This is a genomic window from Streptomyces polyasparticus, from assembly GCF_014493765.1.
GTDB lineage: Bacteria > Actinomycetota > Actinomycetes > Streptomycetales > Streptomycetaceae > Streptomyces > Streptomyces polyasparticus.
Map to the genome: position 1 here is coordinate 775,759 of NZ_JACTVJ010000004.1, position 22,020 is coordinate 797,778.

At 71.5% G+C, this 22,020-nt stretch carries 20 protein-coding genes; 7 read left to right on the plus strand and 13 right to left on the minus strand.

Annotation, left to right across the window (positions count from 1 at the left end; genetic code table 11):
* Positions 1 to 101: 101 nt before the first annotated feature.
* On the plus strand, positions 102 to 902 hold the full coding sequence (gene yaaA / locus H9Y04_RS07845) for a peroxide stress protein YaaA (RefSeq protein WP_187812923.1): 801 nt from the start codon (positions 102 to 104) through the stop codon (positions 900 to 902).
* Between the two features lie 86 nt (positions 903 to 988).
* On the plus strand, positions 989 to 1,639 hold the full coding sequence (eda, locus tag H9Y04_RS07850; protein ID WP_187812924.1) for a bifunctional 4-hydroxy-2-oxoglutarate aldolase/2-dehydro-3-deoxy-phosphogluconate aldolase: 651 nt from the start codon (positions 989 to 991) through the stop codon (positions 1,637 to 1,639).
* Between the two features lie 80 nt (positions 1,640 to 1,719).
* Here eda and H9Y04_RS07855 read toward each other — a convergent pair whose 3' ends face one another.
* The 7 genes from H9Y04_RS07855 to H9Y04_RS07885 form a co-directional block, all read right to left on the minus strand.
* Positions 1,720 to 2,964: a bifunctional RNase H/acid phosphatase gene (locus H9Y04_RS07855; RefSeq protein WP_187812925.1), complete on the minus strand. Its 1,245-nt coding sequence runs from the start codon at positions 2,962 to 2,964 to the stop codon at positions 1,720 to 1,722.
* A gap of 3 nt (positions 2,965 to 2,967) precedes the next feature.
* A complete protein-coding gene (locus H9Y04_RS07860) occupies positions 2,968 to 3,711 on the minus strand; it encodes a zinc ribbon domain-containing protein (protein ID WP_187813095.1) in 744 nt (247 codons plus the stop codon).
* Complete coding sequence (locus tag H9Y04_RS07865; RefSeq protein WP_187812926.1) at positions 3,708 to 4,559, minus strand: Nif3-like dinuclear metal center hexameric protein; 852 nt, start codon at positions 4,557 to 4,559, stop codon at positions 3,708 to 3,710. The genes H9Y04_RS07860 and H9Y04_RS07865 overlap by 4 nt, the downstream gene beginning before the upstream one ends.
* A gap of 450 nt (positions 4,560 to 5,009) precedes the next feature.
* A complete protein-coding gene (locus H9Y04_RS07870) occupies positions 5,010 to 5,615 on the minus strand; it encodes a TetR/AcrR family transcriptional regulator (protein WP_187812927.1) in 606 nt (201 codons plus the stop codon).
* Positions 5,605 to 6,621, minus strand: coding sequence for a saccharopine dehydrogenase family protein (locus H9Y04_RS07875; protein WP_214660897.1), 1,017 nt, complete (start codon positions 6,619 to 6,621; stop codon positions 5,605 to 5,607). The genes H9Y04_RS07870 and H9Y04_RS07875 overlap by 11 nt, the downstream gene beginning before the upstream one ends.
* Complete coding sequence (locus tag H9Y04_RS07880) at positions 6,618 to 7,520, minus strand: class I SAM-dependent methyltransferase (protein ID WP_187812928.1); 903 nt, start codon at positions 7,518 to 7,520, stop codon at positions 6,618 to 6,620. Before H9Y04_RS07880 ends, H9Y04_RS07875 begins: the two co-directional genes overlap by 4 nt.
* Positions 7,521 to 7,662: 142 nt before the next feature.
* Positions 7,663 to 8,703 carry an ABC transporter substrate-binding protein gene (locus tag H9Y04_RS07885; protein WP_187812929.1) on the minus strand — a complete coding sequence of 347 codons (1,041 nt, stop codon included), beginning with the start codon at positions 8,701 to 8,703 and terminating at the stop codon, positions 7,663 to 7,665.
* A 220-nt stretch (positions 8,704 to 8,923) separates the two neighbouring features.
* Here H9Y04_RS07885 and H9Y04_RS07890 point away from each other — a divergent pair, with 220 nt between their 5' ends.
* Entirely contained in the window at positions 8,924 to 10,075 is a 1,152-nt protein-coding gene (locus H9Y04_RS07890; RefSeq protein ID WP_187812930.1) for a hypothetical protein, read from the plus strand.
* A gap of 205 nt (positions 10,076 to 10,280) precedes the next feature.
* Positions 10,281 to 10,418, plus strand: coding sequence for a hypothetical protein (locus H9Y04_RS07895; RefSeq protein ID WP_187812931.1), 138 nt, complete (start codon positions 10,281 to 10,283; stop codon positions 10,416 to 10,418).
* Between the two features lie 124 nt (positions 10,419 to 10,542).
* Here H9Y04_RS07895 and H9Y04_RS07900 read toward each other — a convergent pair whose 3' ends face one another.
* From H9Y04_RS07900 to chsH3, 3 genes are all read right to left on the minus strand, one after another.
* On the minus strand, positions 10,543 to 11,484 hold the full coding sequence (locus tag H9Y04_RS07900; RefSeq protein ID WP_187812932.1) for a 3-oxoacyl-ACP reductase: 942 nt from the start codon (positions 11,482 to 11,484) through the stop codon (positions 10,543 to 10,545).
* Between the two features lie 54 nt (positions 11,485 to 11,538).
* Complete coding sequence (locus H9Y04_RS07905) at positions 11,539 to 12,615, minus strand: Zn-dependent alcohol dehydrogenase (protein WP_187812933.1); 1,077 nt, start codon at positions 12,613 to 12,615, stop codon at positions 11,539 to 11,541.
* A 73-nt stretch (positions 12,616 to 12,688) separates the two neighbouring features.
* Positions 12,689 to 13,543: an enoyl-CoA hydratase ChsH3 gene (gene chsH3 / locus H9Y04_RS07910; protein WP_187812934.1), complete on the minus strand. Its 855-nt coding sequence runs from the start codon at positions 13,541 to 13,543 to the stop codon at positions 12,689 to 12,691.
* Between the two features lie 358 nt (positions 13,544 to 13,901).
* Between chsH3 and H9Y04_RS07915 the strand changes: the two genes are divergently transcribed.
* From H9Y04_RS07915 to H9Y04_RS07925, 3 genes are read left to right on the plus strand one after another with little or no spacing between them, the layout of a single operon-like run.
* Complete coding sequence (locus H9Y04_RS07915) at positions 13,902 to 14,858, plus strand: ABC transporter ATP-binding protein (RefSeq protein WP_187812935.1); 957 nt, start codon at positions 13,902 to 13,904, stop codon at positions 14,856 to 14,858.
* Positions 14,858 to 15,586 (plus strand): ABC transporter permease, encoded by a 729-nt coding sequence (locus H9Y04_RS07920; protein ID WP_438818082.1) that lies wholly within the window; start codon positions 14,858 to 14,860, stop codon positions 15,584 to 15,586. Before H9Y04_RS07915 ends, H9Y04_RS07920 begins: the two co-directional genes overlap by 1 nt.
* 11 nt (positions 15,587 to 15,597) lie before the next feature.
* Positions 15,598 to 16,788 (plus strand): sensor histidine kinase, encoded by a 1,191-nt coding sequence (locus H9Y04_RS07925; RefSeq protein WP_236070616.1) that lies wholly within the window; start codon positions 15,598 to 15,600, stop codon positions 16,786 to 16,788.
* Positions 16,789 to 16,835: 47 nt separating this feature from the next.
* Here H9Y04_RS07925 and H9Y04_RS07930 read toward each other — a convergent pair whose 3' ends face one another.
* The 3 genes from H9Y04_RS07930 to H9Y04_RS07940 form a co-directional block, all read right to left on the minus strand.
* Positions 16,836 to 18,296 carry a DHA2 family efflux MFS transporter permease subunit gene (locus H9Y04_RS07930; protein ID WP_187812937.1) on the minus strand — a complete coding sequence of 487 codons (1,461 nt, stop codon included), beginning with the start codon at positions 18,294 to 18,296 and terminating at the stop codon, positions 16,836 to 16,838.
* 293 nt (positions 18,297 to 18,589) lie between these two features.
* On the minus strand, positions 18,590 to 19,780 hold the full coding sequence (locus H9Y04_RS07935) for a lipid-transfer protein (protein WP_187812938.1): 1,191 nt from the start codon (positions 19,778 to 19,780) through the stop codon (positions 18,590 to 18,592).
* A 16-nt stretch (positions 19,781 to 19,796) separates the two neighbouring features.
* The gene (locus H9Y04_RS07940) at positions 19,797 to 21,950 is read right to left on the minus strand and encodes an acyl-CoA dehydrogenase family protein (protein WP_187812939.1); all 2,154 of its coding nucleotides are present in this window, start codon (positions 21,948 to 21,950) and stop codon (positions 19,797 to 19,799) included.
* Positions 21,951 to 22,020: the final 70 nt, after the last annotated feature.

A 22,020-nucleotide genomic window follows, 5' to 3' on the forward strand; every position in this document is an offset into this window, starting at 1 on the left:
GCTCGCGGAGTCGGGTCCCGGCCGGACACGGAGTCAGGTCCCGGCTGGGTACCCTGCAGCGGGGCCGCACCCCCGCCTCGTATCGCTGAAGGAGTTCGATCGTGCTCGTGCTGTTGCCGCCGTCCGAGGGAAAGGCCGACTCGGGCCGTGGCGCCCCGCTGAAGCCGGAGTCGCTGTCCCTGCCGGGCCTCGCCGAAGCGCGCGCGGCCGTGCTCGACGAGCTGGTCGAGCTGTGCCTCACGGACGAGGAGCGGGCCCGTGAGGTGCTCGGTCTCAGCGAGGGGCTGCGCGGCGAGGTCGCCAAGAACGCCGAGCTGAGGACGGCCGGCGCGGGTCCCGCGGGCGAGATCTACACGGGAGTCCTCTACGACGCCCTCGGCCTGAGCACCCTGGACGCCTCGGCCAAGCGGCGCGCGGCGAAGTCGCTGCTCGTGTTCTCGGGGCTGTGGGGCGCGGTGCGGATCGGCGACCGTATCCCCTCGTACCGCTGCTCGATGGGCGTGAAGCTGCCGGGACTCGGCGCGCTCGGTGCGTACTGGCGCGGACCGATGGCGGAGGTCATGCCGGAGGCGGCCGGCGAGGGACTGGTGCTCGACCTGCGGTCCTCGGCGTACGCGAGCGCGTGGAAGCCGAAGGGCGAGGTCGCGGGGCGGACCGCGACGGTGCGGGTGCTGCAGTCGCAGATCGTGGACGGTGTGGAGAAGCGCTCGGTGGTCAGCCACTTCAACAAGGCGACCAAGGGCCGTCTCGTACGGGACCTCCTGACGGCGGGCGCGAAGCCGAGCGGACCCGGGGAGCTGGTGGGTGCGCTGCGAGATCTCGGATACGTGGTGGAGGCGGAGGAGCCGGCGCGGGCGGGGCGTCCGTGGGCGCTGGACGTGGTGGTGACGGAGATCCACTGAGGGTGCGCGTGGGGCCCTTCCGGGTCCCGTTGCACAGGGCGCAACGCTCTTTGCGCAGAGTGCACCCGGAGCGGCAGGATGAACGCATGACTTCCGCCTCCGCGCCCTCCGTGCCGCCGTCCGCGCCTTCCGTGCTCGATCTCGCCCCCGTGGTGCCCGTCGTCGTGATCGACGAAGTCGCCGATGCGGTGCCGCTCGCGCGGGCCCTCGTGGCCGGCGGGCTGCCCGCGATCGAGGTCACGCTGCGCACCCCGGCCGCGCTCGACGCGATCCGCGCGATCGCGGCCGGGGTGCCGGATGCGGTGGTCGGTGCGGGGACCGTCATATCGGCCGCGAACGTGCGCGACGCGGTGGATGCCGGGGCCCGCTTCCTGGTCAGCCCCGGCTGGACGGACTCGCTGCTCGAGGCGATGCAGGGGTCCGGCGTACCGTTCCTGCCCGGTGTCTCGACGACGTCCGAGGTCGTGGCGCTGATCGAGCGCGGGGTGACCGAGATGAAGTTCTTCCCGGCCGAGGCAGCGGGCGGCACCCCGTACCTCAAGTCCCTCGGCGGCCCGCTCCCCCAGGCCCGCTTCTGCCCGACGGGCGGCATCGGCCCCGCCTCGGCCCCGGCCTACCTCGCCCTGAAGAACGTCGGCTGCGTGGGCGGCAGTTGGATGCTTCCGGCCGACGCGGTGGCGGCGAAGGACTGGGCGCGGGTGGAGCAGCTGGCGCGGGAGGCGGCTGCGTTGCGGTAGCCGTGGGCCTGCCTATTGCGCGGCGTATACGGAAGGGGCGACCACCGTGCTGGTGGTCGCCCCTTCCGCATGTGTACGGGCTACGCGCGCAAGTGGGACGTGTCGTTGAAGAGGCGGACGCTGGCGTTGCCGTCGGCGTAGTAGGCGATCGCGGTGAGGGAGGCCGCGGAGAGTTCCATACGGAACAGGGACTCCGGCGGGGCGCCCAGCGCGAGGCGGACCAGGGTCTTCACGGGGGTCACGTGGGTGACCAGGAGGACAGTGCGGCCCGCGTACCGCTCGACGAGCCGGTCGCGGGTCTCGGCCACCCGGACCGCGACCTCGGCGAAGGACTCTCCGCCGGGCGGGGCGGCGTCGGGAGAGGCGAGCCACGCGTCGAGTTCGGCCGGGAAGCGCTCCTTGGCCTCGGCGAAGGTCAGGCCCTCGAAGGCGCCGAAGTCCGTTTCGCGCAGGCCCTCTTCGACCGTCACGTCCAGGCCCAGGCGGGCGGCGACGGCGGACGCCGTCTGACGGCAGCGGGTCAGCGGCGAGGTGACGATCGCCTGGACGGTGCCGCGTACGGCGAGCGCCGCGGCGACCCGCTCGGCCTGGCCGAGGCCGACCTCGGACAGGACGGGGTCGGTGCCGCCGCTGCCGGAGAAACGCTTCTGGGGGGTGAGGGCGGTCTCTCCGTGGCGGAGGAGGACGAAGGTGGCGGGGGCGCCCATGTCGGGGGCGGACCAGCCTTGGGCGGGCGCGGGGGGCGCCTCCGCGACAACAGCCCCTGCTCCCCGTACCGAAGAAAGCGCAGCCCGAGCCGCAGCCGCCCCCGCGGCCGCGTCCCCCACCGGGCCGGAAGGCTCCGGAGCGGTGGAGGCAGCATTGCGCGCCGCACGCGTATCCAGCTCGGCCGTCGACGCCGAGGCCTCCCACTGCTCGCCGCGCTTGCCCGCGTCCATCGCCTCGTTGGCCAGGCGGTCGGCGTGCTTGTTCTCCTCGCGCGGGATCCACTCGTACGTGACCGAGGAGGCCGGGAAGACCGAACGGGCCTCGGCCGCAAGGGGCTTCATGTCCGGGTGCTTGATCTTCCAGCGGCCCGACATCTGCTCGACGACGAGCTTGGAGTCCATCCGCACGCGGACCGTGCCCGCCGGGTCCAGCTCGAAGGCTGCCCGCAGACCCGCGATCAGACCGCGGTACTCGGCCACATTGTTGGTCGCCACACCGATGAACTCGGCCCGCTCCGCGAGCACTTCACCACTGTCGCCGTCGATGACGACCGCGCCATAGCCCGCGGGCCCCGGGTTGCCCCGGGACCCGCCGTCCGCCTCGATCACGAAACGCATGCGCTACAGCCCGGACTCCGACGTACGGACCAGGATGCGGCGGCAGTTCTCGCAGCGCACGATCGCGTCGGGCGCCGCGGCACGGACCTCGTTGACCTCGGTGATGTTGAGCTCCAGACGGCAGCCCTCGCAGCGGCGCTGGTAGAGGCGGGCCGCACCGACGCCGCCCTCCTTCGCGCGCAGCTTGTCGTAGAGCGCCAGGAGGTCGGCCGGCACGGAGGCGGCGACGACCTCGCGCTCCTTGGTGACCGTGGCGATCTCGCCCTCGATCTCCTCGAGCGCGGCGTCACGGCGGGCCGTGGCGTCGTCGATCTTGCCCTGCACGGAACCGACCCGCTCGGTCAGCTCGGCCACGCGCTCCTGAGCGGACTCACGGCGCTCCATGACCTCGAGCACCACGTCCTCCAGGTCGCCCTGGCGCTTGGCGAGCGAGGCGATCTCGCGCTGCAGGTTCTCCAGGTCCTTGGGGCTGGTGACCGCACCGGAGTCCAGGCGCTGCTGGTCGCGGACGGCGCGCTGGCGCACCTGGTCCACGTCCTGCTCGGCCTTGGTCTGCTCGCGGGCGCAGTCGCCCTCCTCCGTCGTGGCGGCGACGAGCAGATCGCGCAGCTGGGTGTGGTCCTTGTTCAGGGATTCGATCTCGGCGTGCTCGGGCAGCGCGTCGCGCCGGTGCGCGAGCTGCGACAGGCGTACGTCGAGGGCCTGGACGTCGAGGAGTCGGATCTGGTCGGCGGGCGCGGCGTTCAGTTGGGGGCTCCTGCGGTAGTAGAGGTCATGGCCGCGTGGGCGGTCCAGGGGTCGGTGACCGTCTTCGAGACGTGGACGCGAAGGCCCCAGCCGTGACGGTCGGAGATCTCGTCGAGCTGCGCCGCGGCCTGTTCGCACCAGGGCCACTCGGTGGCCCAGTGCGCGGCGTCGAGCAGCGCGAGCGACGTGTGCTGTACGGCTTCGGAGGCCGGGTGGTGGCGCAGGTCGGCGGTGAGGAAGGCGTCCACGCCGGCTTCCCGTACGTACGGGAAGAGGCTGTCGCCGGAGCCGCCGCTGACCGCGACCGTGGTGACGACCTTGTCGGGGTCGCCTGCCGCGCGGATGCCCTGCGCGGTGGCGGGCAGGCGCTCGGCGGCGTACGCGGCGAAGGCGCGCAGCGGCATCGGGTGCCGCAGCTCGCAGATGCGGCCGAGGCCACGGCGGCCCTTCTCGTCCGATGGATCGGGGACGAGAGGTCCCACCACACGCAGATCGAGTGCGCTCGCGAGGGCGTCGGAGACGCCGGGGTCGGCGGTGTCGGCGTTGGTGTGGGCGACGTGCAGCGCGATGTCGTTCTTGATCAGGTCGTGCACGGCCCGGCCCTTGAAGTGCGTGGCCGCGACCGTGGTCGTACCGCGCAGGTAGAGGGGGTGGTGCGTGACCAGGAGGTCGGCGCCCAGCTGCACGGCCTCGTCGACGATCTCCTGCACGGGGTCGACGGCGAAAAGCACCCGGCTCACCTCGGCGTCCGGCTCCCCGCAGACCGTCCCGACGGCGTCCCACGATTCGGCCCGGTCGGGGGGCCAGAGGGCGTCGAGCGCGGTGAGGACTTCGTGGAGGCGGGGCACGGAGCGATGCTACCTGGGCCGGGGCCGGGTCGGCCCCTCGCGGGGAAGCGGGCACGGGCCACTTGCGAACCCTTCGGATACGGAGGGTCGTCGAAGGCCTCACGCGCCGCAGCCATACCCATTGCTGTTCGCCCGAGCAGGCTGAACGGGGGGTTCGATGCATGCCGGGGAAGTCCTGGACGGGCGCTACGAATTGGTGCGCAGGCTGGACGCCGGCGGGATGGGCGAGGTGGGGGAGGGCGTCGACCGGCGCATCCGGCGCCCGGTGGCGATCAAGGTCCTGCAGGAGGGGGCCGATCCCCGGCTGATGCCCGGACTGCGGTCGGTGCTCCGCCGCAGGTGCCGGCGACATACGGGCGGGACCGGAAGCGGGCCCTACATGACGGTGCGGTTCACGTCGCCGGTGAACTCTTGCCGCGCGGGCTGCCCCTGCGGCACGACTGCCCGCAGCTAGGAGGCGATACCTCGCAGGACCACCGCCACCAAGTCGTCCACCGCCGCCGGATCCGGGGCCGGGGCGTGTGCGTCGAAGAGGGCCGAGATCACGACCTCGTGGCAGTAGCCCACGAGGATGCGGGCCGCGGTGGACGTCTTGGCGTCGGACGGCAGGCGGCCCAGGTCGAGCTCGGCCCGAAGGTACGCGGCCAGGCGGTCGCGCCAGTCCTCGCCCGGCTCCGCGAGTTCGGCGAAGCGCGCGAGGATCTTCGGCTGGGCGAGGAAGCCCGTGAACGCGGGCAGGATCGCCTGGTGCATGGCGAGGCCGTACGCGACGTAGGCCTTGAGGTTCTCCTCGACGCTCCCGGTGCCCGGCGCGGGCAGGACGCCGAGGCCCGATTCCACCTTGCGCACATGGGCGTTCAGGGCCTGCGCGAGGAGTTCCTCCTTGGCCGCGAAGTGGTTGTAGAGCACACCGTCGGCGACCCCGGCCTCGCGGGCGATGGCGCGCACGGTCAGACCGACGGTGCCGCGCTCGGCGATGATGCGCTCGGCGGTCGCGATGAGATGGTCGCGCAGGTTCCCGCCGTCCGGCAGCGCGGCCGCTTTCCTAGGTGACATCGCTCTGATCGTAGTGAGCGGCACCGGTCCCGTCCCAGCGGGCCGCCTCCGTCAGGAACGGCGCCGGATCGACGCACGCGTCGAGGTGCCGCACTCCCGGTGGCAGCGAGGCGAGTTCGCGTACGGCGAGGGCGGCGACCACTCCCGTCGTACGGCTCTGGCGTCTGCCGGTGAAGGACGCGCTGTCGTATGCGGACCGTGCAGTGACCGCGAAACCGTCCGAGCCCAGGTGCACGCGGCCGAGCAGAGCGAGCAGGGCTCGTCGTACGGGGGCCGCCGCAAGTAGCCGCGCGAGCCCGGGGAGCCGGGCGGCGGCCAGCACGGCGGTCATCGCGCGCGAGTCCAGGCACATGCCCGTCCGCACATCGACGGCCTCCGAGGTGCGCGGCAGCGAGTACTGGTCGGAGAACGGGAAGCCGTACACCTTTCTCCTTCCGTACGGGGCGGGGAAGGGCATCCGCCAGGGCCGGCCCATGCCCGCGAGCCCGTCGAGGGTCCAGGCGAGCGCGGCCGGGCCGTGCGCCTCTCCCGAGCCGAGCAGCACGCCGATGCGCACCTCGTGGCCTGTGACCTGGCGGGCAAGGAGGTTGGTGATGCCGGGCGCGAGGCCGACGCTGAGCACGCCGCTCGCGCCGTGCTCGACGGCGAGGTCGTGCAGGCGCTCCACCGCGAGCAGCCGTTCGTGGTCGGCGGACACATCGACATAGTGGATGCCCCGCTCGAAGCAGGCCCTGGCCACCGCCGCGTTGTCGTGGTCGACGCACAGCACCACCACATCCGCGCCGTCGAGTGCGCGGCCCAGGTCCGCCGGGTCGTCCAGGTCGAGGCGGAGCGCGGAAGTGCCGGGCAGGGCACGGGGGTTGCGGCCCGCGACGACCACGGAGCCGGGATACCACCGGGTGAGGAGGGCCGCGGCTTCCCGCCCCACGGCCCCGTATCCGCCGATGAGCACGATGCGCTTCAGCGGACGGTCACCACGCTCCCCTGACGCGCTGCCGTCGGTCATCGAACGGCCTCGGTCAGCCAGGCCGCACCGTCGAGCCGTACGGCCCCGGCGCGTTCGAAGCGGCGGAACGCGGCCGTCAGGGCGGTGCGCAGCGGCTCCGGGTCCGCGCCCTCCAGGTGGAAGCGCACCGGGCCCCAGCCCGTGAAGAACTCCGCCGCGTCGGCCGCGTCGCTCCCCCAGATCTCCTCCGCCTCGATCCGCCGTACGGAGATATCGCGGAAGCCGGCCGCGCCGAGGACCGACCGCACATGGCCGGGGTCGGAGAGCGAGAGCGGTCCGGAGCCGTGGGCGCCCGGCTCGCCGGAGTCCGGGGCCGACGCCGCCTGCCACCCCGGGAGATGCGGCGCCGCGGCCGCCATGACCGTGCCCAGGTCCGTGCCGCCGAGGTCCGGCATGCTGACGAACGCGAGCCGCCCCCCGGGGCGCAGCGCGCGGGCGACATGGGCGAACGCCGCCACCGGATCGGCGAAGAACATCACCGCGAACCGGCTGATCGCCGCGTCGAAGGTGCCCTCGCCGAACGGGAAGACCTGGACGTCCCCCTGCTCGAAGCGCACGTTGCCGACGCCTTCCTCGGCCGCCACGGCCCTGGCACGCCCGAGCATCGGCGCCGACAGGTCGACCCCGAGCGCCGTGCCCTCGTGCGCACGGCGGGCCGCGAGGCGCGTGGTCTGGCCCGCGCCGCAGCCGATGTCGAGCACGCGGCTCGCCGTGCCGATGCCGGCGGCGTCGAGGAGCGCCTCGTTGAAGCCGCTGTTGATCGCGTTGTAGCGGTCGTGGTGGGCGGCCCAGTGCTCGCCCTCGTAGCCGTTCCAGGCCTCGGACTGGTGCACATTGACGATCTCCGCCGTGCCGGCCGTGTTCGTCCCTGCCGTGTTCGTCCCTGCCGGGTTCGCCATCTCCGCCTCCGTTATGAACGGGCGTTCATGAACATGCGTTCATAATGGCCGTAGGGCGCCGGAAACGCAACCGTCCCCGGCCGCACAGGGCGACCGGGGACGGTGAATTCAGCTGATGCCGGGGCTACTTGGCGAGCCGGGGCTACTTGACGAGGAAGCCCCGCAGGTCGTCGAGGACCTCGTGGGCGGCGGTCACGCCGAGACCCAGGTACCAGGTCTCGTCCGGGACGTCCTTCGCCTGGCCGTTCTTGACGGCGCCGAGCTTCTTCCAGAGCGGGTTGTCCTCGGCGGTGTCGCGCTTGGTCTTGTTCACGTCGCCGTAGACGCCGGTGAAGATCCAGTCGGCGTCGGCCTCGTCGATCTTCTCGGGGCTGATCTCGGTGGCGAGGTCGTTGATCTGCTGGTTCTTCGGCCGCGGCACGCCGACGTCCTCGAGGATCGTGCCGATGAACGAGGCCTTCGCGTACAGGCGGATACGGTCCGGCATGTAGCGCAGCATCGTGACGGTCGGCTTCTTGTCGCCGAGCTCGGCGCCGAGCTTCTTCGCCTCTTCCTCGTACGCGGAGATCTTCTCCTCGGCCTCGGCCCGCTTGTCGAGCGCGGTGGCGTTGAGGAGGTAGTTCTCCTTCCAGGTGAAGCCCGGGCGGATGGAGAACACGGTCGGGGCGATCTTGGAGAGCTGCGGGTAGAGCTTCTCCGCGCGCAGCTGCGAGCCGAGGATCAGGTCGGGCTTGAGGGCCGCGATCGCCTCCAGGTTCAGGGAGTTGATCGTGCCGACGTCCTTCGGGCTGCCGGCCGCCTTGCCCAGGTACTCGGGGATGCCGTCGTCGCCCTCGGTGGGGGCGTAGCCGACCGGCTTGATGCCGAGCGAGACGACGTTGTCGAGCTCGCCGACGTCGAGCACCACGACGCGCTTGGGCTGCGCCTTGAGCTCGGTCTTGCCAAGGGCGTGGGTGATGGTGCGCGGGAACTCGCCGGGCCCCGCGTCCGTGCCCATCTTCGCGGTGTCCTCGGCGGCCTTGGCGAAGTCCTCGCCGCCGGTCGCGACCTTCTTGCTGCCCGCGCCGTTCTCGGCCTTCTTCGACCCCTCGGCCCCGTTGTCGGAGGACGAGCAGGCGCCGAGGGCGAGCGCGGCGGCTACGGCAAGGGCTGCGGCGGCGGTACCGCGGCGGCGAAGGGACATCGGTGCTCCAAAGACACAGGATTTGCTTAGGTAACCCTCACCTTAAACTCACCGGATACCGGAGGGCGCTGCCGCCCCCTGTGACCCTTGTGACAGCACACAGTCCCCCGGCACCTCAGGCGAATCAGGACATCGCCACCCTTTGGTGTGAAGTGCGAGGCGGCACGTCCCACGCCAGCGCGTACGAAAACTAGCTTTCGTCACCGGAGGTGAGGGCTGGATGACGACGACGGCGTTGGCGACCGACACGGCCCCGGACGAGGGCGCGAACGGTGCGTCCGACGGCATGGGTGCGATACGGCGCCCGGGATTCACGATCGCGGCCGACGGCTCCTACGCGGCGCGGCTCGCTCCGCGCGGCGACGTGTGGTGCCCGGAGCGCTGGAGCCTCGACAGCCCCGAGCCCTACGCGGTGCCGCTGCCGCTCGACCAGCCCGAGGAGCCGGGCACCGAGGTGCTGCCGCTTGCCGACGGACGGGTGCTCGTGCACCGCGTCGCGGACGGCCGCCACATGTTCTCGCTGCTCTACCCCACGGGTCCCGGCACGGGTCAACTGCCGCTCGGGGCCGTGGAGACGGCCGAGCTGACACTGCTTCCGCCGTCGCCCAGCGGGAGTCCGGCGTATGCACTCGCACCGGGTGAACGGTCGAGTTCCGTCTGGCTGGTGGCGGGTGGCGCGTTCGGGCCCGAGCTGGTCGCGCAGGTGCCGGGCCGCTGTTCGGGCGGGGTGTGGCTGGACCGTACGGGGCGGATGCTGGCGCTCGACCAGGAGCTTGGCGGGCGCACCAAGACCGTCGCCGTCGATCTGGAGCGCGGGGGTGAGGTCTCGCCGCTGCTCCAGATCGGCGAGGACTCCGACGACCGGCTGCTGCTCGCCGACCCCGGCAGCGGTTTCATCCTGGTGCGGTCCGACGCACCGGGCGACGACCGGCTCGGCTGGGGCCAGCTCGGCTCCACCCGGCCGATCCACTTCCCGGACGCGCTGCGTCTGGAGGACTGCGTGGTGACGCCGTTCGCGATACAGCCCGGCCAGGTGCTCAGCCCCGAGGCCTGTGCGGTGGCACTCAGGATCGACGGTGCGGCCGGCACCTGGCTGGGGATCTGGTCGCCGCAGCAGCGGCAGACGCAGCAACTGGCGGGCCCGTACGGCTGGTTGGGCTGCGGGCTCTGGTCCTTGGGCCAGGAGCTCCTGCTCCCGTACGTCACCGAGGACACGCCCTGCGGTCTCGCCCGCGTCACCCCGCCCGCACCGGAGCCCGTACGGCTGCCCGAGCCGGCGGCCGAACCGGCGGCCGAGCCCGCCCCGAGCGCGCCACGGCCCGTTCCGCTGCAGCAGGCACCGCTCGGTGGGCGGGTGGCCGGTCGTCGATAGCCGGGGGCCGATCCTCAGGCAGGCGGGGGCCGTGAGACGGGTGGCCGAATCGTTAGGCAGGCGGCCGGTCACGGGACGGGTCCCCGGTCGTTGGGCAGGTGGCCTGTCGTTAGACTCGGCGGGCGAAAGATCACGGGGTTGCAGGCGCCCCGGCAGTTCGGGGGGCCTGTGGCGACAAGCACGAAATCAACGGGGTGAGTTGATGATGAGCGAGCAGGACAGCAGGACGACGGGGACCGAGGAAGGGCACGGCCGCCACCGTGGTCCGGCCGCCGAGCAGGACGTCGAGTCGACGCCTGCGGGGCGCCACCGTCGTCATGCCGAGCAGAGCCAGGCGGCCTGACCCACCGCCGCCGCACGTGAAGAGGGCCGACCGGAACGATTCCGGTCGGCCCTCTTCCCGTAAGACAGGCGGCCCTCTTCACGTAAGACAGTCGGCCCTCTTCACCTGAAAGAGAGGCAGAGACTCAGCCGTGCTTGAGCCCGAGCACCTCGGCCGCGGCGAAGGTCTCCCCCGCCGGACGCTCCTCGTACCACGGCGTGATCAGCTCATCGAGCTCGTCGTACGTGAAGACCTCCTTCGCGGTGTCGAACTTCGCGGCCACCTTGGGCCGTTCGACCACCGCGACCATCCCGCCGTGCACCACGAGCAGTTGCCCGTTCACCTTGGCGGCCGCCGGTGAGGCGAGATAGCCGACGAGCGGGGCCACGTGCTCGGGCGCCAGCTTGTCGAGCGCGCCGTCCGCCGGCTCCTGGAAGCCGGCGAAGACGTCCTCGGTCATCCGGGTGCGGGCGCGCGGGCAGATGGCGTTGGCCGTGACGCCGTACTTGCCGAGGGCGAGGGCGGTGGACGTGGTCAGACCCACGATTCCGCCCTTCGCCGCGGCGTAGTTGGGCTGGCCGGCCGAGCCCGCGAGGAAGGCCTCGGAGGAGGTGTTGATGATCCGTCCGAAGACCGGGCCGCCACTCTCCTTGGAGCGGGAACGCCAGTGCACCGAGGCGAAGTGGGTGGTGTTGAAGTGGCCCTTGAGGTGGACGCGGATCACCGAGTCCCACTCGTCCTCGGACATCGAGAAGACCATCCGGTCGCGCAGGATGCCCGCGTTGTTGACGAGGATGTCCAGCCTGCCGAACTCGTCGACGGCCAACTGCACCAGCTGACGGGCCTGTTCGTGGTCGGCCACGTCGCCGAGGTGCGCGACGGCCTGCCCACCGGCCGCCTCGATCTCGGCCACGACCTGCTCGGCGGGTGTCGCCGAGGCCTCCCCCGAACCGTCCCTGCCGGGCTGCCCGTAGTCGTTGACCACGACGCTCGCGCCGAGCCGGGCCAGCTCAAGGGCCTCGGCCCGGCCGAGCCCGCGCCCGGCCCCGGTGACGATCGCGGACAGACCCGCCAATGGCTGTGACATCAAAGTCCCCTCGTATGTACGCGGTTGTGCGCTTCCCGGAGTGCGGAGAGCCGCTCAGATCTCGATGCAGGTGCGCAGCGCCACACCGGTGCGCATCTGCTCGATCGCCTCGTTGATCTCGCTCAGCGGCACGCGGTGCGTGATCAGGCCCTCGAGGTCGATCCGGCCCGCGCGCCACAGCGCGATGGACCGCTCGTACGAGGCGAGGACGTCGCCGCCGCCGTACATGGACGGCAGGATCTTCTTCTCGTCGAAGAACAGCTCGAACATGTTGAACTGCAGGTAGTCGTCGAGCGCGCCCGCGCCGACCACGATGAGGCTGCCGCCGCGGCGGGTGGTCTCGTACGCCTTGCGGGCGGTGGCGGACTTGCCGACGACCTCGAAGACGTAGTCGAAGCCCTCGCCACCGGTGACGCTCTGCTTGGCGTCGTCCAGCTCCTCGGGCGAAACGGCCATGGTGGCACCGAACTTGAGGGCCGCCTCACGCCGGGACTCCACCGGGTCCACGGCCACGATCTCGGCCGCGCCCTTGAGCTTCGCGCCCTGGATCGCGGAGATGCCGACGCCGCCGCAGCCGATGACGGCGACCGAGGAACCGGCCTTCACATCGGCGGTGTTGATGGCCGCACCGAGTCCGGTGGTGACACCGCAGCCGATCAGCGCGGCGATGTCGAAGGGCACGTCGTCCGGGATCGGCACGGCGCAGCGCGCGTCGACCACGGTCTCCTCGGCGAAGGTGCCGGTGCCGGCGAAGCCGAAGACGTCGCCGCCGGCCCGCTTGTAGTTGGGGATGCCGGCGTTCATGAAGCCGGCCAGGCAGAGCTGCTTCTGGCCGCGCTTGCAGGCCGGGCACTCCTCGCACGCGGGCAGCCAGCACACCAGGACGCGGTCGCCCACCTTGACGTTGGTGACGCCCTCGCCGACCTCCAGGATCTCGCCCGCGCCCTCGTGTCCGGGGACGAAGGGGCCGGGCTGCGGCAGCACACCGCTCATCGCGGACAGGTCCGAGTGGCACAGGCCGGTGGCCCGCACCCGGATCTTCACCTTGCCGGGCCCGAAGCCGGTGGTCTCGAAGTCGTCGAGCACTTCCAGCTTGTCCTGGCCGATCTCGTGCAGTACAGCTGCGCGCATGGTGCGGCTCCTTCTCGGATGCGGTGCGGAACAGGCGTAAGACGTGAGGGAGTTACGAGGGCCAATCGGAGCTTCAGGAGTGCTCGACCACGGTGTCCGCGAGCACGGGCGCGTCGTCCCGTTCGGCCGCGGTCACCGACACCTGGACCTTGCCGTCCAGCTGCCAGATGCGGATCCGCAGCGTCTCGCCGGGGAAGACCACGCCGGCGAAGCGCGTGGTGTACGAGCGCACGCGGGTCACATCGCCGTCGAGCACGCTGTCCACGACGGCCTTCAGAGTCATCCCGTACGAGCAGAGGCCGTGCAGGATCGGCTTGTCGAAGCCGGCCAGCTTGGCGAACTCGGGGTCGGCGTGCAGCGGGTTCCAGTCGCCGGAGAGGCGGTAGAGCAGCGCCTGGTCCTCGCGGATGTGCTTCTCGACGGTCTTGTCCGGTGCGCGGGCGGGCAGTTCGAGCCGGTCGGAGGGACCGCGCTCGCCGCCGAAGCCGCCCTCGCCGCGCACGAAGATCTGGGTGTCGCAGGTCCACAGCGGACCTTCGTCGTCGGTGACCTCCGAGCGCATCACGATCACGGCGGCCTTGCCCTTGTCGTACACGGCCGGGATCGTCGAGCTCTGCACGGCCTTGCCCTGGACGGGGATCGGCCGGTGCAGCGTGACCTTCTGGCCGCCGTGCAGCACCGCGGCGAGGTTCACGTCGATGCCGGGCGCGGACAGACCGCCCGCGGCGGCCATCCCGCCGCCGGCCACCGTCGCGAAGCTCGGCAGGACCTGGAGCTTGGATTCGAGGGTGTAGCGCAGCTCGTCCGGGTCGGTCGCGGGGATTCCGGCGCCGAGACCCAGGTGGTAGAGCTGGATGTCCTTGTGGTCCCAGGTCAGGTCGGTGCTGCGCGGCTCGGCGGAGACGGCCTTTGCGGCATCAATGGGCATGGGGACGCTGCTCCTTGGGTGGTTCATGCGCGTGAGCCGTGCGGGGTCACGCACGTGGAAGACCTCGGTGCGGCCGTCCGCACCGTCGGCCGCACCGAGGTCGCATCGGACCGGCCACGCCGCGCGTTCTAGAACGCGTTCTAGGCCAGTGATCCCCATGTATAACGCAGCCCCCGGGACTTGTGAAGGGTCCGGACAGCATGTTCTGACGCCACGTCAGATACCGTTGGAGTGCGGCGAATTCCGCTTCCGCGCACGGCGGCGTCCGGTGTCATGCCGCCACCCATGACATTTGTCCTACGGAGCTCCTGACAGGAGGTTCTGCCGCTGCCCCGCCCCCGCTCCGTACGGTCGTGGCATGACGAAGACAACGCCGGCCGTGGACCTGAGCGCGGTGGTCAGGGCCTTCCCCTCCGTACGTGCCGTGGACGGCATCGACCTCACGATCGAGCGCGGTGAGACGGTCGCGCTGCTCGGCCGCAACGGCGCCGGCAAGTCCACGACGATCTCGCTGCTGCTCGGCCTGGACGAGCCCGACGAGGGCGCGGTCCGGCTCTTCGGCACCACGCCCGAACTGGCCGTCCGCAAAGGGCAGGTGGGCGCGATGCTGCAGGACGGCCGGCCGATCTCGCGGGTCACGGTACGCGAGCTCGTCACGTTCGTCGGCCGTGCGTATCCGAAGCCGATGCCCGTCGCCGAGGCGCTCGCGCTCGCCGGTCTGGCCGAGGTGGCCGACCGCCGCGTGGACCGGCTCTCGGGCGGTCAGGTGCAGCGCGTACGGTTCGCCCTCGCGCTCGCCGGCAACCCCGAGCTGATCGTGCTCGACGAGCCGACTGCCGCGCTGGACGTGGAGGCGCGCCGGACGTTCTGGGAGTCGATGCGCGGCTATGCCCGGCGCGGCAACACCGTGCTGTTCTCCACGCATTACCTCCAGGAGGCCGACGCCAACGCCGACCGGATCGTGGTGATCGACCGCGGCCGGATCGTCGCGGACGGTTCGGCTCAGGACCTCAAGCGGCGGGCCGGCGGCACGCTGGTCTCCTTCGACCTGGCCGGACGGGACTCCGGCTGGCTGGACACACTGCCCGGTGTCACGGCCGTGGAGATCCGCGGCGAGCGGGCCGGTCTGCGCAGCGAGGACTCCGACGCGACCGTGATGGCGCTCGCCGGCCGGGGAGCGATACGGGGGCTGCGGGTCGAAGGGACCTCGCTGGAGTCCGCGTTCCTCGCGCTGACCGCCGGGGAGGACGCGATCGCCGAGACCACCGGTACGACCCGACTCACCGCCGCGACCGACCTGATGGAGTCCTTGTGATGCTGCTCGACTATCTGCGCCTGGAGATCCGCCGGACCCTGCGCGACACCGGCTTCGTCGTCCTCGGGATCGGTATGCCCGTGCTGATGTACCTGCTGTTCACCAACCTCGGCGCGAGCGGCGACGACGCCGCCGGGTACAAGCTCTCGGCCATGGTCGGGATGGCCGCGTACGGCGCGCTGGGCGCGGCGCTCGGCACGGGCGGCGCCGTCGCCGAGGACCGCTCCACGGGATGGCTGCGCCAGCTGCGCGTCACTCCGCTCTCCCCGCGCCAGGTCGTGACGGGCCGCGCCATGAGCGGTTCGGTGACGGTGCTTCCGGCGATCGCCGCGGTCCTCGCGGCGGGCGCGCTGGTCAACGGCGTACGGATGGACGCCTGGCAGTGGACCGTCCTCGTGCTGCTCCTGTGGCTGGGCGCGCTGCCGTTCACACTGCTCGGCCTCGGCAACGGCTACCGGCTCAGCACCCAGGTCACCGGCATCGCCAACATGATCTGCACCATGGGCCTCGCCATCGTCGGCGGTCTGTGGTTCCCCACCGAGCTGTTCCCCGGCTGGCTGCGCACCGTGTCCGACTACACACCGGCGCACAGCTTCGCCGACCTCGGCTGGTCGACGACGGCAGGCACCGCTCCGGGTGCCACCACGCTCGTCGTGCTGTTCGTCTGGCTGCTGCTGTTCGGTGCGTACGCCGCCCGTTCCTATCGTCGTTCGGCCCGGACGGTGTGACCATGGCTCTCATGACTTCCGCGGAGTGCGCACCGCGCACGGGCAGGCGGCGGCCCGGACCGCGCAGCGCCTTCGCGTTCCTGCCGTGGCTGCTGCTCGGCATGGGAGCCTTCTCCAACGTCGTACGCGGTGAGACGCCCAATCCCTGGGTCGGCGGCATCGGTCTGCTCGTCTTCAATTCCCTTTACGTCTCCGTGGTGTTGCAGACCTTCGATCCCCGCAGGCGGGACGTCCGGTGGACGTACACGGCGCTCGGCGGCATGGCGGTCGTGACGTACGGACTCGCGATCGGGTACGGCGGCCCGTGGCTGGCCCTGTTCCCGCTGCTGTCCCTCGCGGCCGGCACCTCGCTGCGCGGGCGGCGCCTCGCCTGGACGGTCGGGGTGCTCACCGTGTCGGCCGCCGTCACCGGTGCCTGGCGGGACGCGGATGCCTGGTCGGCGGTGACCAGCGGCTACGGCACGCTGCTGTCCGGACTCGTCACCGCCGCGATCCTCGCGCTCTCCGAGAAGGTCGTCGAACTACGGGAGACGCGCGAGGAGTTGGCCCGGGTGGCCGTGGAGCAGGAGCGGCTGCGCTTCTCGCGCGATCTGCACGATCTGCTCGGCCACACCCTCTCCCTGATCGTGGTGAAGTCCGAGGCCGCCCGCCGTCTCGCGCCGCACGACCCCGATTCCTCGCTGCGGCAGATCGCCGATATCGAGACCGTGGGCCGGCAGGCCCTCACGGAGATCCGCGAGGCGGTCACGGGCTACCGCGAGTCGGGCCTCGGCACCGAACTCGACCGCGCCCGCGACACCTTGGCCTCCGCGGGCATCGACGCGGTGGTCCACCGCTCGGGTCCCACACCGTCGCCGGTGACGGGGGCGCTGCTCTCCTGGGTCGTACGGGAGGCGGTCACCAATGTCGTACGGCACTCGGGGGCGACCACCTGCCGTATCGACGTCACCGGCACTGCGGACGAGACCCGACTCACCGTGACCGACGACGGACGGTCCGCCGCGGGCGACGGCGGACGGCCGTCAAGCAACGGCGCGCAGCCGTCCGGAAACGGATCGCAGCCGTCCGGCAGCGGTCTGCGCGGCCTGACCGAGCGGCTCGCGCAGGCGGGCGGTGAGCTGGAGTGGGGGCCGGGGAAGACCGGCGGTTTCCGGGTGACGGCCCGCTTGGCGGCCGACGTCGGCCAACACGTCCTGCGCTAGGCGGACTTGCCGGAACGCGCCAGGCGGACTCGCCCGTACGTTCTGCGCTAGGCCGACTTACCCGAACGAGCCGCGGGCACCTTGGCCTTGCGCTCCGAGGGCATCCACACCAGCACAAGCACCACACCACCGAGCAGGATCAGTCCACTCGTACGGAACGCGGCAGCATAGCCGTCGGTCAGCGCCACCGCGTCCGAGCCGCCGCCCGAGTGCGCGGCGGCGATCGTCGACAGGATCGACAGACCGAGCGCGCCGCCCATGGTGCGCGAGGTGTTGATCAGGCCGGAGACGAGACCCGCCTCCGAGGGCGCGGCGCCCGACGTGGCGAGCGAGGCGAGCGGGGTCATGGCAAGGCCCGCGCCCAACATCATCAGGATGCCGGGGAGCAGGATCGCGGTGACATACGTACCGTCGGGGCTCATCGTCGCCTGCTGCAGGCCGTAGCCCGAGGCGGCGATCAGGATGCCGAGGATCGTGACGTTCTTCGCGCCGATGACCGGCATCAGACGGGGCGCGAACTTCGAACCGGCCATGACCGTGAGCGAGGACGGGACGAGGGCGAGTCCGGCCTCGATGGCGGAGTAGCCGAGCACGTTCTGCGCGTACACCGTCATGAAGAACCACATGGCGAAGCTGGCCGCGCCGCACACCATCATGATCGCGTTGGCCGCGGCCACCGACCTGACCCTGAAGAGACCCAGCGGCATGAGAGGCGCCTTGGTCCGCGCCTCGACGAGCAGGAACACGGCGATCAGCAGCAGTCCGGCGGCCAGCGGGATCAGCGTCTGCGGCGTCGTCCAGCCTTCGACCTCGGTCTGCACGATCCCGTACGCGAGGGTCGCGAGCCCGGCCGTGACCAGGATCGCGCCCGGCAGGTCGAGCCGGCGCCGCTCGCCGGTGCGGCTCTCGCTCAGCCAGAACACGGCGGCGACCAGGACGAGGACGCCGATGGGCACGTTGATCAGAAGGACCCAGCGCCACGAGAGCAGATCGGTGAGCACCCCGCCGACCAGGCCGCCGGCCGCACCGCCGCCCGCGCCGACGGCGGTCCAGGTGCCGATGGCGCGTATGCGGGCCGGCCCTTCGGGGACGGCCGAGGTGAGCAGGGTCAGGGTGGAGGGCGCGAGCACCGCGGCGCCCAGGCCCTGCACGGCGCGGGCGGCGAGCAGCTGCCAGCTCTCCTGGGCGAGCCCGCCCGCGAGCGACGCGGCCGTGAACAGGGCGAGCCCGAGCAGGAACATCCGCTTGCGCCCGAAGAGATCACCGGCCCGCCCGCCGAGCAGCATGAACCCGGCGAAGGCGATCGAGTACGCGTTGACCACCCACTGCAGCCCGAGCGCGCTCAGGCCCAGGTCGGCCCGCATCGACGGCAGCGCGGTGTTCACCACCGACACGTCGAGCACGACGAGGAACTGCCCCGCACACGCGGTCAGCACCACCGCCCAGGTCGGTATGGACCGGCGGGTGGACCGCCCGGCTGTCGCGGTGTCGGTGGGTGTCTGGACCATGCGGGCCATGCTCTCAGGCCGCTCCCGGCCCCTGCATCGGGGTTTCGATGCATGCGCCATCAGTCTTCGGAACTAGGACTCATCCCAGCCCCTGCGGCGCTTGAGCAGATCTTTTCAGCCCCTGCGGCGCTTGAGCAGATCTTTTCAGCCCCTGCGGCGCTTGAGCAGATCCGAACGAAGTTCGGATGCGGGGTCCGGGGCGAAGCCCCGGTTTCGGGAAGGGGCGGGGCGGGGAGAGAAGCCCGCCGCAGGCGCCACCCACCCACCCACCCACCCGCACCCGAAAGACAACCTCACCCCCGCCGCAGCAACGTCACCACCGCCGCCCCGCCAAGACCGATGTTGTGCGCCAACCCCACCCGGGCCCCCTCGACCTGCCGCGCCCCCGCCTGCCCCCGCAGCTGCCACGACAGCTCCGCGACCTGCGCGAGCCCGGTCGCGCCCAGTGGGTGGCCCTTGGAGATGAGCCCGCCCGACGGGTTCACCACCCACTTCCCCCCGTACGTCGTCGCACCCGACTCGACGAGCTTCCCGGACTCTCCGTCCGCGCACATCCCGAGCGCCTCGTACGTGAGCAGCTCGTTGATCGAGAAGCAGTCGTGCAGCTCGATCACGTCCACGTCCTCGATGCCGAGCCCGGACGCCTCGAACACCTGCCGCCCGGCCTCACGGGACATCGGCTTGCCCACGACGTCGATGCACGACCCGGACGCGAAGGACTCCTCGGTGTCCGTGGTCATCGTCTGCGCCACGATCTCCACGGCCCGGTCCTCGATCCCGTGCCGCTCCACGAACCGCTCGGAGACCACGACCGCCGCGGCCGCGCCGTCCGAGGTGGGCGAGCACTGCAGCTTGGTCAGCGGCCGGTGGATGGTCTTGGCGGCGAGGATCTCGTCGACCGTGTACACGTCCTGGAACTGCGCGTACGGATTGTTCGCCGAGTGCTTGTGGTTCTTGGCGCCGACCGCCGCGAGCTGCGCCTCGGTCGTACCGTACAGCTCCATGTGCTCACGGGCCGCGTCGCCGAAGATCTGCGCGGTGGGCGGCGACATCTCGAAGCCGTGCTTGGCCGCCATGATCCCGTAGTGCCGCGCGACGGGCGAGGTCTTGAAATCCCCTCCGTCCGCACCACTCCCCAAGGCGCCCTTCTTCATCTTCTCGAAGCCGAGCGCGAGCACACAGTCGTTGAGCCCGCCCGCCACGAACTGCCGGGCCATCATCAGCGCGGTGGACGCGGTCGCACAGTTGTTGTTGACGTTGTAGACGGGGACCCCGGACAGGCCTATCTCGTACGCGGCCCGCTGACCGGCCGTCGAGGCCTGGAAGCAGTACCCGACCGGCACCTGCTCCACGAGGTCGTACGAAATCCCCGCGTCCTCGAGGGCTTTGGTGCCGGCCTCCTTGGCCATGTCCCAGTACTGCCAGTCCCGGCTCTCGGGCTTCTCGAACTTGGTCATCCCGACACCGACGATGTACGTCTTCATGGTCTCTGTGTGCCTTTCAGTCCCTGGGCAGGCCGAGAATGCGCTCGGCGACGACATTGAGCTGGACCTGGGTGGTGCCGCCCGCGATGGTCAGACAGCGGGACATGAGGAAGGAGTGCACAGCCCGTTCGCCCGGGCCTTCGCGCAACGCGCCCGCGGGGCCGAGGAGTTCGAGCCCGAGCTCGGCGACCTTCTGCTGGTGCGGAGTCTGGACCAGCTTGCGGATGGACGCCCCGGCGCCGGGTTCGAGCCCGGACACCTGCTGCAGCGTGGTCCGCAGCCCGATGCAGGCGAGCGCGTGCGCCTCGGCCGCGAGCGCGCCGATCCGCGCCCGGGTCGCACTGTCGAGATCGGCGGCGCGCGCGATGAGCTTCTCCAGGCCCGTGTCGAAGGTCATCTGGTCGGCCATGTGCACCCGCTCGTTGCCGAGCGTGTTCCGCGCCACCTGCCAGCCGCCGTCGACCTCCCCGACCACGGCGTCCTCGGGCAGCACCACGTCGTCGAAGTAGACCTCGTTGAACATGGCCTCCCCGGTGATCTCCTTCAGCGGCCTGATGTCGATCCCGGGGGTGTTCTTCATGTCGATGACGAAGTACGTGAGCCCCTTGTGCTTGGGCGCGTCCGGGTTGGTTCTGGCGAGCAGGATCCCGAAGTCGGCCCACTGCGCCGAACTCGTCCACACCTTCTGCCCGTTGACCTTCCAGCCCGCCTCCACCCGCTCGGCCTTCGTCCTGAGCGAGGCCAGGTCGGAGCCGGCGCCGGGCTCGCTGAACAGCTGGCACCACAGCAGGTCGCCGCGAAGGGTCGGGGCGAGGAAGCGGTCCTGCTGCTCCTGCGTCCCGTACGCGATCAGCGAGGGCACCACCCAGGTCGCGATCCCCAGGTCGGCCACTTTCACCCCGGCCGCCTTGAGCTCCTGCTGCACGGCGAGCTGCTGCACGGGCCCGGCACCCAGCCCGTACGGCTTCGGAAGATAAGGCGCCGTGTAGCCGGTCGGCGCGAGCTCCCGCCGCACCGCCTTCGGGTCGAGGCCCCGCACGGGTTCGACGACCTGGCGCGCCTGCGCCCTGAACTCCTCTGCCTCCGCCGGGAGTTCAAGCCGCAGCTCCCTCCTCGCCCCGCCCTCCGCGAGCCGCACCGCCCGCAGCCGGTGCGCGTCCCCCGCACCGAGCAGCTGCCGGGCGACCAGCGCACGCCGCAGATACAGATGGGCGTCGTGCTCCCAGGTGAACCCGATGCCGCCGAGCACCTGGATACAGTCCTTGGCGCACCCGTACGCGGCGTCCAGCGCGACGGAAGCGGCGAGCGCGCCCGCCAACTCCCTTACCTCTGGAGCTTCTTCACCAGCCGCACGCGCCGCGTCCCACACCAGCGCCCGCGCCTGCTCGACCCGCACCAGCATGTCGGCGCACAGATGCTTGATCCCCTGGAACTGGCCGATCGGCCGCCCGAACTGCTCCCGCACCTTGGCGTATTCGGCGGCGGTCTCCAGCGCCCAGGCGGCAGTTCCGCAGGCGTCGGCCGCGAACACCACGGCCGCCAGATCCCGTACGAGCCCGGAGTCCGCCCCGATCAGCCGCCCGCGCGCCGCGACGGCCTTGACCTCGGCGGTCGGCCGGGTCGGATCGGCACTCTCCTGCGTCCGTACGGAGAGTTCCGCGGCGTCGACGGCGAACCACCGCACACCCTCCGCGCCCTGCGCGGGCAGCAGCAGAAGATCGGCCTCGCCGCCACTGAGCACGGGCGGCGCCTCACCGTCGAGCAGATGGCCCTCGTCGTCCCGTACGAAGGTCAGCGTCCCGGCCCCGAGCGCGACCGCCCCGATCCGCTCGCCCCCGGCGAGCGCGGCCGCGAGCTCACGCTCACCGCAGCGGTGAAGCACCGCCGAGGCAAGGGAGTTGGCCAGGAACGGGCCGGGCAGCGCACCCCGCGCCGCCTCCTCCACGACGACGGCGAGATCGACGAGATCGCCGCCCCCGCCCCCGTACTCCTCGGGGAGATGCACCCCGAGCAGCCCCTGCTCGGCGAGAGCACCCCAGAATCCGGGCCGCCCGCCGCCACCGGGCGCGTCGAGCACCTTGCGCACTTCCTCCGGCGGCACGACCCGTCCGACCCACCCCCGGACGGCGTCGGCCAACTCCCGTTGCTCTTGCGTGATCCCGATGCCCATGGCGGGCAGAGTAGAACACGTTCCAATCTGACGGAAGGTCAGATCGGGGTCGGCTTTCGGGGCCCGGGAA